This window comes from Enterobacter sp. Bisph1 (assembly GCF_000814905.1).
Taxonomy (GTDB): domain Bacteria; phylum Pseudomonadota; class Gammaproteobacteria; order Enterobacterales; family Enterobacteriaceae; genus Kosakonia.
This window is the reverse complement of the sequence record NZ_JXAG01000022.1, coordinates 69,814-85,101: the sequence shown is the minus strand read 5'-3', so window position 1 is coordinate 85,101 and position 15,288 is coordinate 69,814. Positions and strand designations below refer to the sequence as shown.

13 protein-coding genes and 2 tRNA genes are annotated in these 15,288 nt (G+C 54.5%); 11 read left to right on the top strand and 4 right to left on the bottom strand.

Going from position 1 to position 15,288, the window contains the following annotated elements; all coding sequences use genetic code 11:
- Window positions 1–112: 112 nt before the first annotated feature.
- Window positions 113–189, top strand: a tRNA-Asp gene (locus RW65_RS02565).
- A gap of 8 nt (window positions 190–197) precedes the next feature.
- Window positions 198–273: transfer RNA gene (locus RW65_RS02560), tRNA-Trp, on the top strand.
- Window positions 274–388: 115 nt separating this feature from the next.
- On the opposite strand, the gene hdfR is transcribed toward RW65_RS02560, so the two are convergent.
- The gene (gene hdfR, locus RW65_RS02555) at window positions 389–1,222 is read right to left on the bottom strand and encodes an HTH-type transcriptional regulator HdfR (RefSeq protein ID WP_156123951.1); all 834 of its coding nucleotides are present in this window, start codon (window positions 1,220–1,222) and stop codon (window positions 389–391) included.
- A 106-nt stretch (window positions 1,223–1,328) separates the two neighbouring features.
- On the opposite strand from hdfR, the gene RW65_RS02550 reads away from it, so the two are divergent.
- A complete protein-coding gene (locus tag RW65_RS02550) occupies window positions 1,329–1,667 on the top strand; it encodes a MaoP family protein (RefSeq protein WP_039055087.1) in 339 nt (112 codons plus the stop codon).
- A gap of 25 nt (window positions 1,668–1,692) precedes the next feature.
- On the opposite strand, the gene RW65_RS02545 is transcribed toward RW65_RS02550, so the two are convergent.
- Window positions 1,693–3,213 (bottom strand): YifB family Mg chelatase-like AAA ATPase, encoded by a 1,521-nt coding sequence (locus RW65_RS02545; RefSeq protein ID WP_039055086.1) that lies wholly within the window; start codon window positions 3,211–3,213, stop codon window positions 1,693–1,695.
- Window positions 3,214–3,529: 316 nt separating this feature from the next.
- On the opposite strand from RW65_RS02545, the gene ilvL reads away from it, so the two are divergent.
- From ilvL to ilvA, 6 genes are all read left to right on the top strand, one after another.
- Entirely contained in the window at window positions 3,530–3,628 is a 99-nt protein-coding gene (gene ilvL / locus RW65_RS21530; RefSeq protein ID WP_015966468.1) for an ilv operon leader peptide, read from the top strand.
- A gap of 139 nt (window positions 3,629–3,767) precedes the next feature.
- Window positions 3,768–5,414, top strand: coding sequence for an acetolactate synthase 2 catalytic subunit (gene ilvG, locus RW65_RS02540; protein ID WP_039055085.1), 1,647 nt, complete (start codon window positions 3,768–3,770; stop codon window positions 5,412–5,414).
- A complete protein-coding gene (ilvM, locus tag RW65_RS02535; RefSeq protein ID WP_039055084.1) occupies window positions 5,411–5,680 on the top strand; it encodes an acetolactate synthase 2 small subunit in 270 nt (89 codons plus the stop codon). Before ilvG ends, ilvM begins: the two co-directional genes overlap by 4 nt.
- Window positions 5,681–5,697: 17 nt before the next feature.
- On the top strand, window positions 5,698–6,627 hold the full coding sequence (locus tag RW65_RS02530) for a branched-chain-amino-acid transaminase (protein ID WP_039055083.1): 930 nt from the start codon (window positions 5,698–5,700) through the stop codon (window positions 6,625–6,627).
- A 91-nt stretch (window positions 6,628–6,718) separates the two neighbouring features.
- Window positions 6,719–8,569 carry a dihydroxy-acid dehydratase gene (ilvD, locus tag RW65_RS02525; protein ID WP_039055081.1) on the top strand — a complete coding sequence of 617 codons (1,851 nt, stop codon included), beginning with the start codon at window positions 6,719–6,721 and terminating at the stop codon, window positions 8,567–8,569.
- Between the two features lie 2 nt (window positions 8,570–8,571).
- Window positions 8,572–10,116: a threonine ammonia-lyase, biosynthetic gene (ilvA, locus tag RW65_RS02520; RefSeq protein ID WP_039055080.1), complete on the top strand. Its 1,545-nt coding sequence runs from the start codon at window positions 8,572–8,574 to the stop codon at window positions 10,114–10,116.
- Here the strand turns inward: ilvA and ilvY are convergent.
- Window positions 10,113–11,003, bottom strand: a complete 891-nt coding sequence (gene ilvY / locus RW65_RS02515; protein ID WP_039055078.1) for an HTH-type transcriptional activator IlvY — start codon at window positions 11,001–11,003, stop codon at window positions 10,113–10,115. The two genes, ilvA and ilvY, sit on opposite strands and share 4 nt — an antisense overlap.
- A gap of 152 nt (window positions 11,004–11,155) precedes the next feature.
- On the opposite strand from ilvY, the gene ilvC reads away from it, so the two are divergent.
- Window positions 11,156–12,631, top strand: coding sequence for a ketol-acid reductoisomerase (gene ilvC, locus RW65_RS02510; protein WP_039055077.1), 1,476 nt, complete (start codon window positions 11,156–11,158; stop codon window positions 12,629–12,631).
- 146 nt (window positions 12,632–12,777) lie between these two features.
- On the opposite strand, the gene ppiC is transcribed toward ilvC, so the two are convergent.
- Window positions 12,778–13,059 carry a peptidylprolyl isomerase PpiC gene (ppiC, locus tag RW65_RS02505; protein ID WP_039055076.1) on the bottom strand — a complete coding sequence of 94 codons (282 nt, stop codon included), beginning with the start codon at window positions 13,057–13,059 and terminating at the stop codon, window positions 12,778–12,780.
- A 180-nt stretch (window positions 13,060–13,239) separates the two neighbouring features.
- Here ppiC and rep point away from each other — a divergent pair, with 180 nt between their 5' ends.
- Window positions 13,240–15,261, top strand: coding sequence for a DNA helicase Rep (gene rep / locus RW65_RS02500; protein WP_039055075.1), 2,022 nt, complete (start codon window positions 13,240–13,242; stop codon window positions 15,259–15,261).
- Window positions 15,262–15,288 lie beyond the last annotated feature (27 nt).

The window sequence follows — 15,288 nt, the reverse complement described above, 5'->3', positions numbered from 1 at the left end:
GTAGCGCCGATGGTAGTGTGGGGTCTCCCCATGCGAGAGTAGGGAACTGCCAGGCATCAAATTAGCAAGAAAAACCGGGGCATTAAACCGGTGGCTGTAAAAGAAATTCGGTGGAGCGGTAGTTCAGTCGGTTAGAATACCTGCCTGTCACGCAGGGGGTCGCGGGTTCGAGTCCCGTCCGTTCCGCCACCCTAATTAGGGGCGTAGTTCAATTGGTAGAGCACCGGTCTCCAAAACCGGGTGTTGGGGGTTCGAGTCCCTCCGCCCCTGCCAGAAATAATCCTTAGCATTTGCTAAGGATTTTTTTTTGCCTTTTTTCCAGACGCTTCGCTAATTCCCTCCATAAAAGCGCCCAGCGCGCTGATCCCGGCATCCTTGCCGGGCCTGATTAATCAATCACTTTGATCTTCAAAAGGTCGCGAATCTGGTTCTGCTTATCACTGTTTTGTAGCCAAATGGCATACAGCGGGCGGGAAAGCGTAGCGGTGTCGGCAACCGGATGAAGCGCTTCTTTTTGCTCTGCCCATGAAACAGGCAGCCAGGTATAACCATTCAACTGCGGCAGTAACTGATGGGCCACTTCTGCTGAACTGGTCGTCAAGGTGGGTACATCATCACTGGCAATTAATTCCGCTTCGTGCTGCTGAAAATCAGGCCCCCATTCGAGACGTAAATAATTCAGTTCTGACTTACTCTTTTCCGGCGCTGCGCAGTAAAGCGCCAGGGTGAAATGACCAAGCAACTGGCTACTAAACTCGTCCATTTTGGGCGTTTCAGTGGTGATCAAAAGATCGAGCTGCCGTTCATGGAGTTGTTTAACCAAAGATTGTCGTTGGGCAATGCGTGCTTCGAACTGCAGATTTCCCTGCAGGCTATAGAGCCTGGTTAACCAATCGCTAAGCATGCATTCCCATAACGACGCATTGGCACCAATAGAAAATTGGTGATGTCGCGAAGTATGCGCCACTTCCTTTCTTGCTGCTTGCCATGTACTCATCAAGGTTTCCGCATAAGGCAACAGCTTCTCTCCCGCTGCCGTCAGGCGGATATTATTGCGATGGCGCGTAAAGAGGTTAACGCCCAGTTGGTTCTCAAGCTGGCGAATACGAAAACTCACCGCGGACTGGGTAAGATAGAGCGCTTCGGCTGCGCGACCGAAATGACGTGTCCTGCTTACTTCGAGGAAAGTTTTTAACAATTCCGTATCCACAGCTTTCTCCACAAAAAAATTTGTCGTAATGATTTAAATGTTTTGTTTTACACTCTGTCAAGCGTAACTAATACTCCGCGCCATAAATAGCTCGGCCAAAGAATTAGGAGCGTGCAGGATGGCGGAAAGCTTTACGACGACGAATCGTTTTTTCGACAATAAAAATTATCCACGCGGGTTCTCTCGCCACGGTGATTTCACCATCAAAGAGGCTCAACTGCTTGAGCGTCATGGATATGCTTTTAACGAGCTGGAACTCGGCAAGCGCGAACCTATGACGGAAGAAGAATCGCAATTCGTTGCAGTGTGCCGTGGAGAGCGTGAACCTAACACTGAAGCTGAACGTGTGTGGATCAAGTATATGGCACGGATTAAACGTCCGAAGCGTTTTCACACGCTGTCCGGCGGAAAACCGCAGATGGAAGGTGCGGAAGACTTCACAGATTCCGACGACTAAGAGAAAAGGGGCTACGGCCCCTTTTCTACGCCAGCATCTTTTGCAGATGTATCAGCAACCTGTCAATGGCGCGGTAGCTTAGTGCTTCTTGTAGATGTGACCGCTGAATAGCCTCTTGCTGTTCAATATCGGCAATCGTACGTGCCACTTTCAACAGCCGCTGCCAGGCGCGCACGGATAAACCGAGGCGCGTTAACGTCTCCTCCAGCCAGCTCCCATCTTCCCTGCTAAGCCCACAGATCTGTTTTGTCTCGCTGCTGTCTAAACGCGCATTAAGTTTATTCTGCCGCTGATACTGCCATGCCTGGGCTTGAAGAACGCGTAAACGCACGGTCTCGCTGCTTTCTCCTGGATGTTGCGGCTGGCTCATTAAGCCTGGTTTCAGTAACGGGATCTCCAGTGACAGGTCAAAGCGATCGAGAAAAGGCCCCGAAAGCTTTCCCAGATAGCGTAGCGTTTGTTCTGGCGTGCAGCGGTTATGTTTTCCTTGATAGTGGCCCGTGGGGCTGGGATTCATCGCGGCGATTAACTGAAAACGCGCAGGATAAGTCACTTTCGCTCGCGCACGCGACAGATGAATCTGCCCGGACTCAATGGGCTCACGTAGGGCATCAAGTGCGCGACGCTCAAACTCAGGTAATTCGTCCAGAAATAACACGCCATTATGCGCCAGTGAGATTTCGCCCGGGCCGGGTATAGAGCCCCCGCCAACAAGGGCTACCAGCGAAGCGCTATGGTGAGGCGCTCTGAATGGCCGCCTGCGCCAGTGACGGGCAAGCACCGCTGTGTTAACCACGCTCATAATGGCTGCGCTTTCCAACGCTTCCTGATTGTTTAAGGGCGGCATCAATCCCCGGAGCCGAGTGGCCAACATTGTCTTTCCTGTCCCCGGTGGCCCTATCAACAATAGGTTATGCCCGCCTGCTGCGGTTATCTCCAGTGCACGCTTTCCTTGCTCCTGACCAATAACATCGCTTAAATCCTCCCTGTATGCCTCCTGGCTACTGCAAAAGGGGGCCGGTGGCGCTAACGCCCGTTTGCCTTCTACAAAGGCACAAACCTCCTGCAAATGATCGGCGATGAGGCAATCCTCGGTTTCTGTCAGGCTTGCTTCAGCTTCATTTTCTCTGGCAATAATAATGCGCCTGTCGGCTTTTACGGCTTCCATAACCGAAGAAATCGCGCCGGGAACGCCGCGCAAAGCGCCTGTAAGGGCCAGTTCGCCGACAAACTCATACCGGGTTAACTCCGAAGCCGTTAGCTGCTCAGAGGCGGAGAGAAGCGCAATAGCGATAGGCAAATCATATCGCCCGCCCTCCTTGGGCAGATCCGCAGGCGCAAGATTAATGGTGATGCGTTTAGCGGGGAATTCATAACCACTGTTGATGATTGCGCTACGCACCCGATCGCGAGCCTCTTTTACCGTGGTTTCCGGCAGCCCAACGATAGTCAGCCCCGGCAGCCCATTGCTGATGTGCACCTCGACGGTGACCAGCGGTGCCGTCACGCCTAATGCCGCTCGCGTATAGATAACAGACAATGCCATAGCGCCTCCTTTGCCCGCGCATTATCGGTTTTCATTATTGTTGGTGCATTAGTGAAAGACGGGATTTGCGTGCACAATTCACGAACTTCGATGCAAATGGCTTCTTCTTGCAACATTATGGAAAGACGATCGCAACGTTCAGAATTGCTTTAAAGGGTGAAAATTTTTCATTAGATTTTTATCTATAAAAAACAATGGCTTTAAAAGATTTGTAAAACTAGCCGCAAAACGAGCCATAAATTTTTCTTGTCTCCCATCACAAATCTGTGTTACCTCTTTAGGTATTCCTTCGAACATGAAGCAAGAACGAACACACATGAAAGCCCTTCTACGAGTGATTAGCCTGGTCGTGATTAGCGTGGTGGTGATTATTATCCCACCGTGCGGGGCTGCACTTGGACGAGGAAAGGCTTAAAAAACAAGCCTTAACGAACTAAGACCCCCGCACCGAAAGGTCCGGGGGTTTTTTTATGACCTAAAAACATACATGAGGAGCAGAGAATGAGTTTCAGCACAAAATTCTGTTACTTCCGATATCGGACGGGGAACTAACTATGAATGGCGCACAGTGGGTAGTACATGCGTTGCGGGCACAGAAAGTCGATATCGTCTTCGGCTATCCGGGCGGCGCAATTATGCCGGTTTACGATGCATTGTATGACGGCGGCGTGGAACACCTACTGTGTCGGCACGAGCAGGGAGCGGCGATGGCGGCTATTGGCTACGCCCGTGCGACGGGTAAAACCGGCGTCTGTATTGCCACTTCTGGTCCCGGCGCCACCAATCTCATTACCGGTCTTGCCGACGCGTTATTAGATTCGGTGCCGGTTGTCGCGATCACCGGACAGGTTGCCGCGCCGCTTATCGGAACCGACGCGTTTCAGGAAGTTGACGTCCTGGGTTTATCCCTCGCTTGCACCAAACACAGTTTTTTGGTCGAGTCGCTGGAAGAGTTACCACGCGTGCTGGCTGAGGCTTTCCACGTGGCCAACTCGGGCCGCCCCGGTCCGGTTCTGGTTGATATTCCGAAAGACATTCAGCTGGCAGTTGGCGAGCTGGAGCCCTGGTTTGTGACCGTTGATGACGAGGCTTATTTCCCGCAGGCGGAAGTTGAACAGGCGGCGCGGATGCTGGCGCAGGCGCAAAAACCGATGCTCTACGTTGGCGGCGGCGTCGGTATGGCGCAGGCGGTTCCGGCGCTGCGCGACTTTCTTGCCGTCACGCAAATCCCAGTGGCTTGCACCCTGAAAGGGCTGGGCGCGGTCGAAGCGGATTATGAATATTATCTCGGCATGCTGGGGATGCACGGCACGAAGGCGGCAAACTATGCTGTTCAGGAGTGTGATTTATTGATCGCCGTTGGTGCCCGCTTTGACGATCGCGTCACCGGCAAGCTGAACACCTTCGCACCGAACGCCAAAGTCATCCATATGGATATCGACCCGGCAGAAATGAGCAAGCTGCGTCAGGCCCATGTCGCGTTGCAGGGAGAGTTAAACGTGCTACTGCCAGCGCTAAAACAGCCGTTGGCGATTGATGCCTGGCGACACTACACTGCCGATCTGCGTCGCGAGCATAGCTGGCGCTACGATCATCCCGGCGACGCTATTTATGCGCCGCTGTTGTTAAAACAGCTCTCCGATCGCAAACCCCCTGAGAGCGTGGTCACTACCGATGTGGGCCAGCATCAGATGTGGGCGGCACAGCATTTGAATATTACCCGCCCGGAAAACTTCATCACCTCCAGCGGGTTGGGTACGATGGGCTTCGGCCTGCCTGCCGCCGTTGGCGCGCAGGTTGCCCGTCCGAACGATACGGTAATCTGTATCTCCGGTGACGGCTCCTTCATGATGAATGTGCAGGAGCTCGGCACCGTGAAACGCAAGCAGTTACCGCTGAAGATTGTCTTACTGGACAACCAGCGTTTAGGCATGGTTCGCCAGTGGCAGCAGTTATTCTTCAATGAACGTTATAGTGAAACGACCCTGACTGATAACCCCGATTTCCTCGTTCTGGCCAGCGCTTTCGGTATCCCCGGCCAGCACATTACTCGTAAAGACCAGGTTGAAACGGCACTCGACACAATGCTTGCGAGCCCTGGGCCATACCTGCTGCATGTCTCAATCGACGAACTTGAGAATGTCTGGCCGTTGGTGCCGCCCGGTGCCAGTAACGCACAAATGCTGGAGAAATTATCATGATGCAACATCAGGTAGCCGTTGAGGCTCGCTTCAATCCCGAAACATTAGAGCGCGTATTGCGTGTGGTGCGTCACCGTGGCTTTCAGGTCTGTGCCATGAATATGGAAACCGCCAGCGACGCGCGCAACATAAATATCGAATTGACCGTTGCCAGCCCGCGGCCTGTCGAATTACTGTTTAGTCAGTTGAGCAAACTTATTGACGTTGCCCGGGTTGATATCAGCCAGCGCGCCACATCATCACAATCACAACAAATCCGCGCGTAAGCGCAAAAGGAAGAACAATGACGACGAAAAAAGCAGACTACATTTGGTCCAATGGCGAGATGGTTCGTTGGGAAGACGCAAAGGTTCATGTGATGTCCCACGCCCTGCATTACGGTACTTCCGTGTTTGAAGGTATCCGTTGCTATGACTCGCACAAAGGCCCGGTAGTCTTCCGCCATCGCGAACATATGCAGCGCCTGCGTGACTCCGCCAAGATCTACCGTTTCCCGGTCTCTCAGAGCGTTGACGAGCTGATGGAAGCCTGCCGTGCGGTGATTCGTAAAAACAATCTGACCAGCGCTTATATTCGTCCGCTGGTATTCGTCGGCGATGTAGGGATGGGCGTTAATCCACCGGCGGGCTATACCACTGACGTGATCATCGCCGCGTTCCCGTGGGGTGCTTATCTTGGTGCGGAAGCGCTGGATCAGGGGATCGATGCGATGGTGTCTTCATGGAACCGCGTAGCGCCAAACACCATCCCAACTGCCGCTAAAGCCGGTGGTAACTATCTCTCTTCCCTGTTGGTAGGTAGCGAAGCGCGTCGTCACGGTTATCAGGAAGGGATCGCGCTGGATGTTAATGGCTACATCTCAGAAGGCGCTGGCGAAAACCTGTTTGAAGTGAAAGATGGCGTGTTGTTCACACCGCCGTTTACCTCTTCCGCGCTGCCGGGCATTACCCGCGATGCGATTATCAAGCTGGCGAAAGAATTAAACATCGAAGTTCGCGAACAGGTCCTTTCCCGCGAATCGCTCTACCTGGCGGATGAAGTCTTTATGTCCGGTACCGCAGCGGAAATTACGCCGGTACGCAGCGTCGACGGTATTCAGGTTGGCGAAGGTCGTTGCGGCCCGGTCACCAAACGTATTCAGCAAGCATTCTTTGGCCTCTTCACCGGTGAAACGGAAGATAAATGGGGCTGGTTGGATCAGGTTAATTCATAACAATAAATTTATTTTCCCACACTCGTTTGCGCTGCAGCCAACGTAGCGGCGGCGCAAAGGGTAACGGGAGACAGACGGGAGTAAAAAGAGCATGCCTAAGTACCGTTCCGCCACCACCACCCATGGCCGTAATATGGCGGGTGCCCGCGCGCTGTGGCGCGCAACCGGAATGACCGACGCCGATTTCGGCAAGCCGATTATTGCCGTCGTAAACTCCTTTACCCAGTTCGTGCCGGGCCACGTTCACCTGCGCGATCTTGGTAAGCTGGTTGCGGAGCAAATCGAAGCCGCAGGCGGCGTGGCGAAAGAGTTCAACACTATCGCCGTTGATGATGGTATCGCTATGGGCCACGGCGGCATGCTTTACTCACTGCCTTCCCGCGAGCTGATTGCAGACTCTGTTGAATATATGGTGAATGCCCACTGCGCTGACGCGATGGTGTGTATTTCCAACTGCGACAAAATTACCCCGGGGATGCTGATGGCCTCTCTGCGCCTGAATATTCCGGTAATTTTTGTCTCCGGCGGCCCGATGGAAGCCGGGAAAACCAAACTCTCCAACCAGATAATTAAACTCGATCTGGTCGACGCTATGATTCAGGGCGCCGATCCGAAAGTCTCGGATGACCAGAGCGATCAGGTGGAACGCTCCGCCTGCCCAACCTGTGGCTCCTGTTCCGGTATGTTTACCGCCAACTCCATGAACTGCCTGACCGAAGCGCTGGGTCTGTCGCAGCCGGGGAACGGTTCACTGCTGGCGACCCATGCCGATCGTAAAGCACTCTTTCTTAACGCTGGCAAACGCATTGTTGAGCTGACAAAACGCTATTACGAGCAGGACGATGCCAGCGCACTGCCGCGCGCGATCGCCAGCAAAGCGGCGTTTGAAAATGCCATGACGCTGGATATCGCCATGGGCGGCTCGACAAACACCGTTCTGCATCTGCTGGCCGCCGCACAGGAAGCAGAGATAGATTTCACCATGAGTGATATCGACAAGCTCTCCCGTAAAGTGCCTCAGCTGTGTAAAGTCGCGCCGAGTACGCAGAAATACCATATGGAAGATGTACACCGCGCCGGCGGCGTGCTGGGTATTTTAGGTGAGCTGGATCGCGCGAACTTGTTGAACCGCGACGTGAAAAACGTGTTGGGCCTGACGCTGCCGCAAACCCTTGAGCAGTACGATGTGATGCTGACGCAGGACGAGGCGGTAAAAACTATGTTCCGCGCCGGCCCGGCGGGTATTCGTACCACGCAGGCGTTCTCGCAGGATTGCCGCTGGGACACGCTGGATGACGATCGCGCCGAAGGTTGTATCCGCTCGCTGGAACATGCCTACAGCCAGGATGGCGGTCTGGCGGTGCTTTACGGCAACTTCGCGGAAAACGGCAGTATTGTAAAAACCGCCGGCGTGGATGATAGCAATCTGACCTTTACCGGCCCGGCAAAAGTGTTCGAAAGCCAGGACGCGGCGGTTGAGGCCATTCTCGGCGGCAAAGTTATTGCTGGCGATGTGGTGGTAATCCGTTACGAAGGGCCGAAAGGCGGGCCGGGTATGCAGGAGATGCTCTATCCGACCAGCTTCCTGAAATCCATGGGGCTTGGCAAAGCGTGCGCGCTGATCACCGACGGGCGCTTCTCCGGCGGGACTTCGGGTCTCTCTATCGGCCACGTTTCTCCGGAAGCGGCGAGCGGCGGCAATATCGGCCTTATCGAAGAGGGCGACATTATTGCGATTGATATCCCGAACCGTAGCATGCAGCTGCAGGTGAGCGATCGAGAGCTTGCCGCGCGTCGTGAAGCGCAAGAAGCCCGTGGCGATAAAGCCTGGACGCCGGTCGATCGTGAACGTCAGGTCTCTTTCGCCCTGCGCGCGTATGCCAGCCTTGCGACCAGTGCGGATAAAGGCGCAGTGCGCGATAAATCCAAACTCGGGGGTTAATAATGGCCGAATCCCAACCCCTCTCAGCCGCCCCCGAAGGGGCGGAGTATCTGAGAGCGGTGCTGCGCGCACCGGTGTATGAAGCGGCGCAGGTCACGCCGCTGCAAAAAATGGAAAAGCTCTCTTCGCGTCTCGACAATGTGATTCTGGTGAAGCGCGAAGATCGCCAGCCCGTACACAGTTTTAAGCTGCGCGGCGCGTACGCCATGATTGCCGGTTTAAGCGCCGAGCAAAAAGCTAACGGCGTCATTACCGCGTCGGCAGGCAACCATGCACAGGGCGTGGCGATGTCATCCACGCGCCTCGGGATCAAATCGCTGATTGTGATGCCGGTGGCGACGGCCGATATCAAAGTGGATGCGGTGCGTGCTTTTGGTGGTGAAGTGCTGCTGCACGGCGCTAACTTCGACGAAGCGAAAGCTATGGCCATCGAGCTTGCCGAACAGCAAGGCTTCACCTTTGTGCCGCCGTTTGATCATCCGATGGTTATTGCCGGTCAGGGCACGCTGGCGCTGGAACTGCTGCAACAGGACGCCCATCTCGATCGCGTTTTTGTGCCGGTTGGCGGCGGCGGTTTAGCGGCAGGCGTGGCGGTGTTAATCAAACAGCTGATGCCGCAAATTCAAGTGATTGCTGTGGAAGCGGAAGAGTCTGCCTGTCTGAAAGCGGCGCTGGATGCCGGGCATCCGGTTGATCTGCCTCGCGTCGGGCTGTTTGCGGAAGGCGTAGCGGTAAAACGCATTGGCAACGAAACCTTCCGTCTCTGCCAGGAGTATCTCGACGATATTATTACCGTCGACAGCGATGCGATTTGCGCGGCGATGAAAGATCTGTTTGAAGATGTTCGCGCCGTGGCGGAACCGTCTGGCGCACTGGCGCTGGCGGGTATGAAGAAATACATCGCGAAGCACAATATTCGCGGCGAACGCCTGGCGCATGTGCTTTCCGGTGCGAACGTGAACTTCCACGGTTTGCGTTATGTTTCCGAGCGATGCGAACTGGGTGAGCAGCGTGAAGCTCTGCTGGCGGTCACCATTCCGGAAGAGAAAGGCAGTTTCTTTACGTTTTGCCAGCTCCTTGGTGGGCGATCCGTTACCGAGTTCAACTACCGTTTCGCCGATGCCAAAGCGGCCTGCATTTTTGTAGGTGTGCGTTTAAGCCGCGGGCTTGAGGAGCGTAAAGAGATCCTCGAACTGCTGCATAACGGGGGCTATAGCGTGGTCGATCTCTCGGACGATGAGATGGCGAAGCTGCACGTGCGTTACATGGTGGGCGGGCGACCGTCGAAACCGCTGCGCGAACGCCTTTACAGTTTTGAGTTCCCGGAATCACCCGGCGCGCTGCTGAAATTTCTGCATACCCTGGGGACGCACTGGAATATTTCCCTGTTCCACTATCGCAGCCACGGTACGGATTATGGCCGCGTGCTGGCCGCGTTTGAGCTGAGTGAACACGAGCCGGATTTCGAAACCCGCCTTAATGAACTCGGCTACGAATGCCATGACGAAACGCAGAACCCGGCATTCAAGTTTTTCCTTGCCGGTTAATTGCTCGGCAGGATTTTCCAGAACGCATCGATAAGCGGCTCATAGAGCCGCTTTTTTTGTGCGCACACGCCAAGCTCAAAGGGTGTTTTTTCATCGCTGCGTTCGAGGATCATCACGCGATTACGCACCGGTTCCGGGCTGTTTTCCAGCACCACTTCCGGGATCAGCGCCACGCCGCAGCCCAGTGCGACCATCGATACCATCGCTTCGTGACCGCCGACGGTGGCGTAAATGGACGGGTTACTGATTTTATGGCGCCGGAACCACAGCTCAATGCGACGGCGTACCGGGCCCTGATCCGCCATGATAAACGGCACGGTGGACCAGTCGGGTTCGGGTTGTGAAACCTGGTTACGCACCGGACACGGCAGCGCCGGTGCAATCAGCACCACCGCCAGGTTTTCCAGCATCGAAAAGGCGACCGCGCCGGGCAGGGTTTCCGGTTTACCGGCAATCGCCAAATCCGCCTCGCCGGTGACCACTTTCTCCATCGCATCGGCGGCATCGCCGGTGGTGAGTTTGATCTCTACCGATGGATGCTCCGCCCGGAAGCGATCCAGAATCGGTGGCAAGTGGCTGTAGGCGGCGGTGACGGAACAGAACAGATGCAGCTCGCCGGAGAGCGACGGGCCTTGTTGGTCGATGGTGTGGCGGAGTTGCTGATACTGCAATAAAGTTTGTTGAGCGAAGATGCGCAGCTCTTCTCCCGCTTCGGTCAGGGTGACGGTGCGGTTATCGCGCACAAACAACGGCTGTCCGAGATCTTCTTCCAGCCGCTGAATCTGGCGCGATAGTGTGGAGGGACTGACGTGCATGGCGCGCGCACTGCGGCCAAAATGGCGGCTTTCCGCCAAATGCAGAAACGTTTTCAGATCGCGTAAATCCATGAGACAGGCTCCACAAATTTACATTGCAAAAATTGCAATGTGACATTGTTAATATATCAATTTAAGCAACGCATTTCCTGTCATATAGTGGGTTCAATCTCGCGAAACAAGCGAATCGAACAATAAGCACAACAACACAACGAGGTTTCACCATGGCTAACTACTTTAATACACTGAACCTGCGCCAGCAGCTGGCGCAGCTGGGCAAATGCCGCTTTATGGGGCGTGATGAATTTGCCGATGGCGCAAGCTACCTTCAGGGTAAAAAAGTGGTCATCGTCGGCTGCGGCGCGCAGGGGCTGAATCAGGGCCTGAATATGCGCGACTCCGGTCTGGACATCTCTTACGCTCTGCGTGCCGAAGCCATTGCGGAAAAACGTGCCTCCTGGCGTAAAGCGACAGAAAACGGCTTTAAAGTCGGCACCTATGAAGAGCTGATCCCGCAGGCGGATCTGGTAGTAAACCTGACGCCGGACAAACAGCACTCTGATGTTGTGCGTTCCGTGCAGCCGCTGATGAAAGACGGTGCGGCACTCGGTTACTCCCATGGCTTCAACATCGTGGAAGTGGGTGAGCAGATCCGTAAAGACATCACCGTGGTGATGGTTGCGCCGAAGTGCCCAGGCACTGAAGTGCGTGAAGAGTACAAACGCGGTTTTGGCGTACCGACCCTGATCGCCGTTCACCCGGAGAACGATCCGAAAGGCGAAGGGATGGCGATTGCTAAAGCCTGGGCGGCGGCAACCGGCGGTCATCGCGCGGGCGTTCTGGAATCTTCTTTCGTTGCGGAAGTGAAATCTGACCTGATGGGCGAGCAAACCATTCTCTGCGGTATGCTGCAGGCGGGATCGCTGCTGTGCTTTGACAAGCTGGTGGCCGACGGTACCGATGCGGCTTATGCTGAAAAACTGATTCAGTTCGGCTGGGAAACCATCACCGAAGCCCTCAAGCAGGGCGGGATCACGCTGATGATGGATCGTCTCTCCAACCCGGCGAAACTGCGTGCTTATGCACTCTCTGAACAGCTGAAAGGTATCATGGCACCACTGTTCCAGAAACATATGGATGACATTATCTCCGGCGAATTCTCATCCGGCATGATGGCAGACTGGGCAAACGACGATAAGAAACTGCTGACCTGGCGTGAAGAGACCGGTAAAACCGCGTTCGAAACCGCACCGCAGTTTGAAGGTAAAATCAGCGAACAAGAGTACTTTGATAAGGGCGTACTGATGATCGCGATGGTGAAAGCGGGCGTTGAGCTGGCATTCGAAACCATGGTCGACTCCGGCATTATCGAAGAATCTGCTTACTATGAGTCTCTGCACGAGCTGCCGCTGATTGCCAACACCATTGCGCGTAAGCGTCTGTATGAGATGAACGTGGTTATCTCTGACACCGCCGAGTACGGCAACTATCTGTTCTCCTATGCCTGCGTACCGCTGCTGAAAGAGTTTATGACCACCCTGCAAACGGGCGATCTGGGCAAAGCGATTGCCGAAGGGGCAGTAGACAATGCGCAGCTGCGCGATGTGAATGATGCGATCCGCAGCCATGCCATTGAGCAAGTGGGCCAGAAACTGCGCGGCTATATGACGGATATGAAACGTATCGCAGTAGCAGGCTAATTCCCCCGCCTTTCAGCGTACACAAGCCCGGCCATAGAGTTAACTATGCCGCCGGGCTGAACTTCCTTGTCGTTTACCGGCACGTTGAAATCCACAGGGGAATTTATCGCCCAGGCCGGATAAGGCGCAGCCGCCATCCGGTTTTTTTATTTGCGATACAATACTTTAATGATGTGGTAACCGAACTGGGTGTGTAACGGACCGGTAGGTTCCAGTTCCGGGCAGGAAAACACCACTTTATCGAATGCGGGAACCATTTGCCCCTGGCGGAACTCGCCAAGATGGCCGCCTTTTTTGCCTGACGGGCAGGTTGAGTGTTTCTTCGCCAACTTCTCGAAATCGCCGCCGTTTTTAAGCTGTTCCAGAAGATCCAGTGCCAGTTTCTCTTCTTTAACAAGGATATGCATTGCTGCCGCGGTTTTTGCCATGATCGTGCCTTGAGTGAGGGAGTTTCGGCTGGCTATACTACCACGCCTTTATACACCTTCAATCTGCCTCTTTGCTGGCTGCGCTTGTCGCTATATTCATCCGTGCGTCTTGCATTGCGCGCCGCAAAGCAAATTGAAGGGTGCGTATCTCTTTTTAGCCTTTCAGCGAGCGATCTTTTTATGCGTTTAAACCCCGGACAACAACAAGCCGTCGAATTTGTCACCGGACCTTGCCTGGTGCTGGCGGGAGCGGGATCCGGCAAAACACGCGTGATCACCAATAAAATTGCGCACCTGATTCGGGGCTGCGGCTATCAGGCACGGCATATTGCTGCGGTCACCTTCACCAACAAAGCGGCGCGCGAAATGAAAGAGCGTGTTGCGCAGACGCTGGGGCGCAAAGAGGCGCGCGGGTTGATGATCTCCACTTTTCATACGCTGGGATTGAATATCATCAAACGCGAGTTCGCCGCGCTGGGGATGAAATCTAACTTTTCCCTGTTTGACGATACGGATCAGGTCGCATTGCTAAAGGATCTCACCGAAGGGCTGATCGACGATGACAAACTGGTGCTGCAACAGCTGATCTCAACGATCTCCAACTGGAAAAACGATCTGCTGACGCCATCGCAGGCCGCAGCCCGCGCGAGCGGCGAGCGCGATCGTATTTTTGCGCACTGCTACGGCCTGTACGATGCTCATATGAAGGCCTGCAACGTGCTGGATTTTGACGATCTGATCCTCCTGCCGACGCTGCTGCTGCAGCGCAACGAAGAGGTGCGCGAGCGTTGGCAGAATAAGATTCGCTATCTGCTGGTAGATGAGTATCAGGATACCAATACCAGCCAGTATGAGCTGGTAAAACTGTTAGTGGGTCAGCGCGCGCGCTTTACCGTCGTGGGGGATGACGATCAGTCGATCTACTCCTGGCGCGGCGCACGGCCGCAAAACCTGGTATTGTTAAGCCAGGATTTTCCGGCGCTGCAGGTGGTAAAGCTGGAGCAAAACTACCGCTCTTCCGGACGTATTCTGAAAGCGGCGAATATTCTGATTGCCAATAACCCGCATGTTTTTGAAAAACGGCTCTTCTCCGAACTGGGCTATGGTGCGGAGCTTAAAGTGCTGAGCGCCAATCACGAAGAGCACGAAGCGGAGCGCGTCACCGGTGAGCTGATAGCCCATCACTTCGTCAATAAAACCGAATATAAAGATTACGCGATACTCTATCGCGGCAATCACCAGTCACGGGTATTTGAAAAGTACCTGATGCAAAACCGCATTCCGTACAAAATTTCCGGCGGCACATCGTTCTTTTCGCGCCCGGAGATTAAAGACTTACTGGCCTATTTACGGGTGCTGACCAATACGGATGATGACAGTGCTTTTCTGCGCATCGTCAATACGCCAAAACGAGAAATCGGTTCGGCTACACTGCAGAAGTTGGGCGAATGGGCGATGTTGCGTAATAAAAGCCTGTTCGCCGCCAGCTTTGATGTCGGCCTGAATCAAACGTTAACCGGGCGCGGCTATGAAGCATTGACGCGTTTTACTCAGTGGCTGGGCGATATCCAGCGCTTAGCGGAACGTGAACCCATTGCGGCGGTGCGCGATTTAATTCACGGTATTGATTACGAATCCTGGTTGTTTGAAACTTCTGCCAGCCCGAAAGCGGCTGAAATGCGGATGAAAAACGTTAATACGCTGTTTGGCTGGATGACGGAAATGCTGGAAGGCAGCGAGCTGGATGAGCCAATGACGCTGGCGGAAGTGGTGACTCGCTTTACCCTGCGCGACATGATGGAGCGCGGCGAGAGCGACGATGAGTCAGACCAGGTGCAGTTAATGACGCTGCATGCGTCGAAGGGGCTGGAATTTCCCTACGTTTTCCTCGTCGGCATGGAAGAGGGGCTTCTGCCCCATCAAAGCAGTATTGATGAAGACAACATCGATGAAGAGCGGCGCCTGGCCTATGTGGGTATTACCCGTGCGCAGAAGGAGCTCACGTTTACCCTGTGTAAAGAGCGCCGTCAGTACGGCGAATTAGTTCGCCCGGAACCGAGCCGCTTCCTGCTGGAGCTACCGCAGGACGATCTTAACTGGGAACAGGAGCGGAAAGTGGTCAGCCCCGAAGAGCGGATGCATAAAGGGCAAGCCAATGTGGCTAATATTCGTGCGATGCTGGCAAAAGCGAAGGAAAAATAAAAAGCCTGCGCTTAGCAGGCCCTGTTT

What these genes read in the sequence shown, in the direction of transcription:
- ilvY (WP_039055078.1), bottom strand. Translation starts at nt 11,003, where the DNA reads ATGGATTTACGCGATCTGAAAACGTTTCTGCATTTGGCGGAAAGCCGC.
- RW65_RS02545 (WP_039055086.1), bottom strand. Translation starts at nt 3,213, where the DNA reads ATGGCATTGTCTGTTATCTATACGCGAGCGGCATTAGGCGTGACGGCA.
- RW65_RS02550 (WP_039055087.1), top strand. Translation starts at nt 1,329, where the DNA reads ATGGCGGAAAGCTTTACGACGACGAATCGTTTTTTCGACAATAAAAAT.
- ilvC (WP_039055077.1), top strand. Translation starts at nt 11,156, where the DNA reads ATGGCTAACTACTTTAATACACTGAACCTGCGCCAGCAGCTGGCGCAG.
- ilvL (WP_015966468.1), top strand. Translation starts at nt 3,530, where the DNA reads ATGAAAGCCCTTCTACGAGTGATTAGCCTGGTCGTGATTAGCGTGGTG.
- ppiC (WP_039055076.1), bottom strand. Translation starts at nt 13,059, where the DNA reads ATGGCAAAAACCGCGGCAGCAATGCATATCCTTGTTAAAGAAGAGAAA.
- ilvG (WP_039055085.1), top strand. Translation starts at nt 3,768, where the DNA reads ATGAATGGCGCACAGTGGGTAGTACATGCGTTGCGGGCACAGAAAGTC.
- rep (WP_039055075.1), top strand. Translation starts at nt 13,240, where the DNA reads ATGCGTTTAAACCCCGGACAACAACAAGCCGTCGAATTTGTCACCGGA.
- ilvD (WP_039055081.1), top strand. Translation starts at nt 6,719, where the DNA reads ATGCCTAAGTACCGTTCCGCCACCACCACCCATGGCCGTAATATGGCG.
- ilvM (WP_039055084.1), top strand. Translation starts at nt 5,411, where the DNA reads ATGATGCAACATCAGGTAGCCGTTGAGGCTCGCTTCAATCCCGAAACA.
- ilvA (WP_039055080.1), top strand. Translation starts at nt 8,572, where the DNA reads ATGGCCGAATCCCAACCCCTCTCAGCCGCCCCCGAAGGGGCGGAGTAT.
- RW65_RS02530 (WP_039055083.1), top strand. Translation starts at nt 5,698, where the DNA reads ATGACGACGAAAAAAGCAGACTACATTTGGTCCAATGGCGAGATGGTT.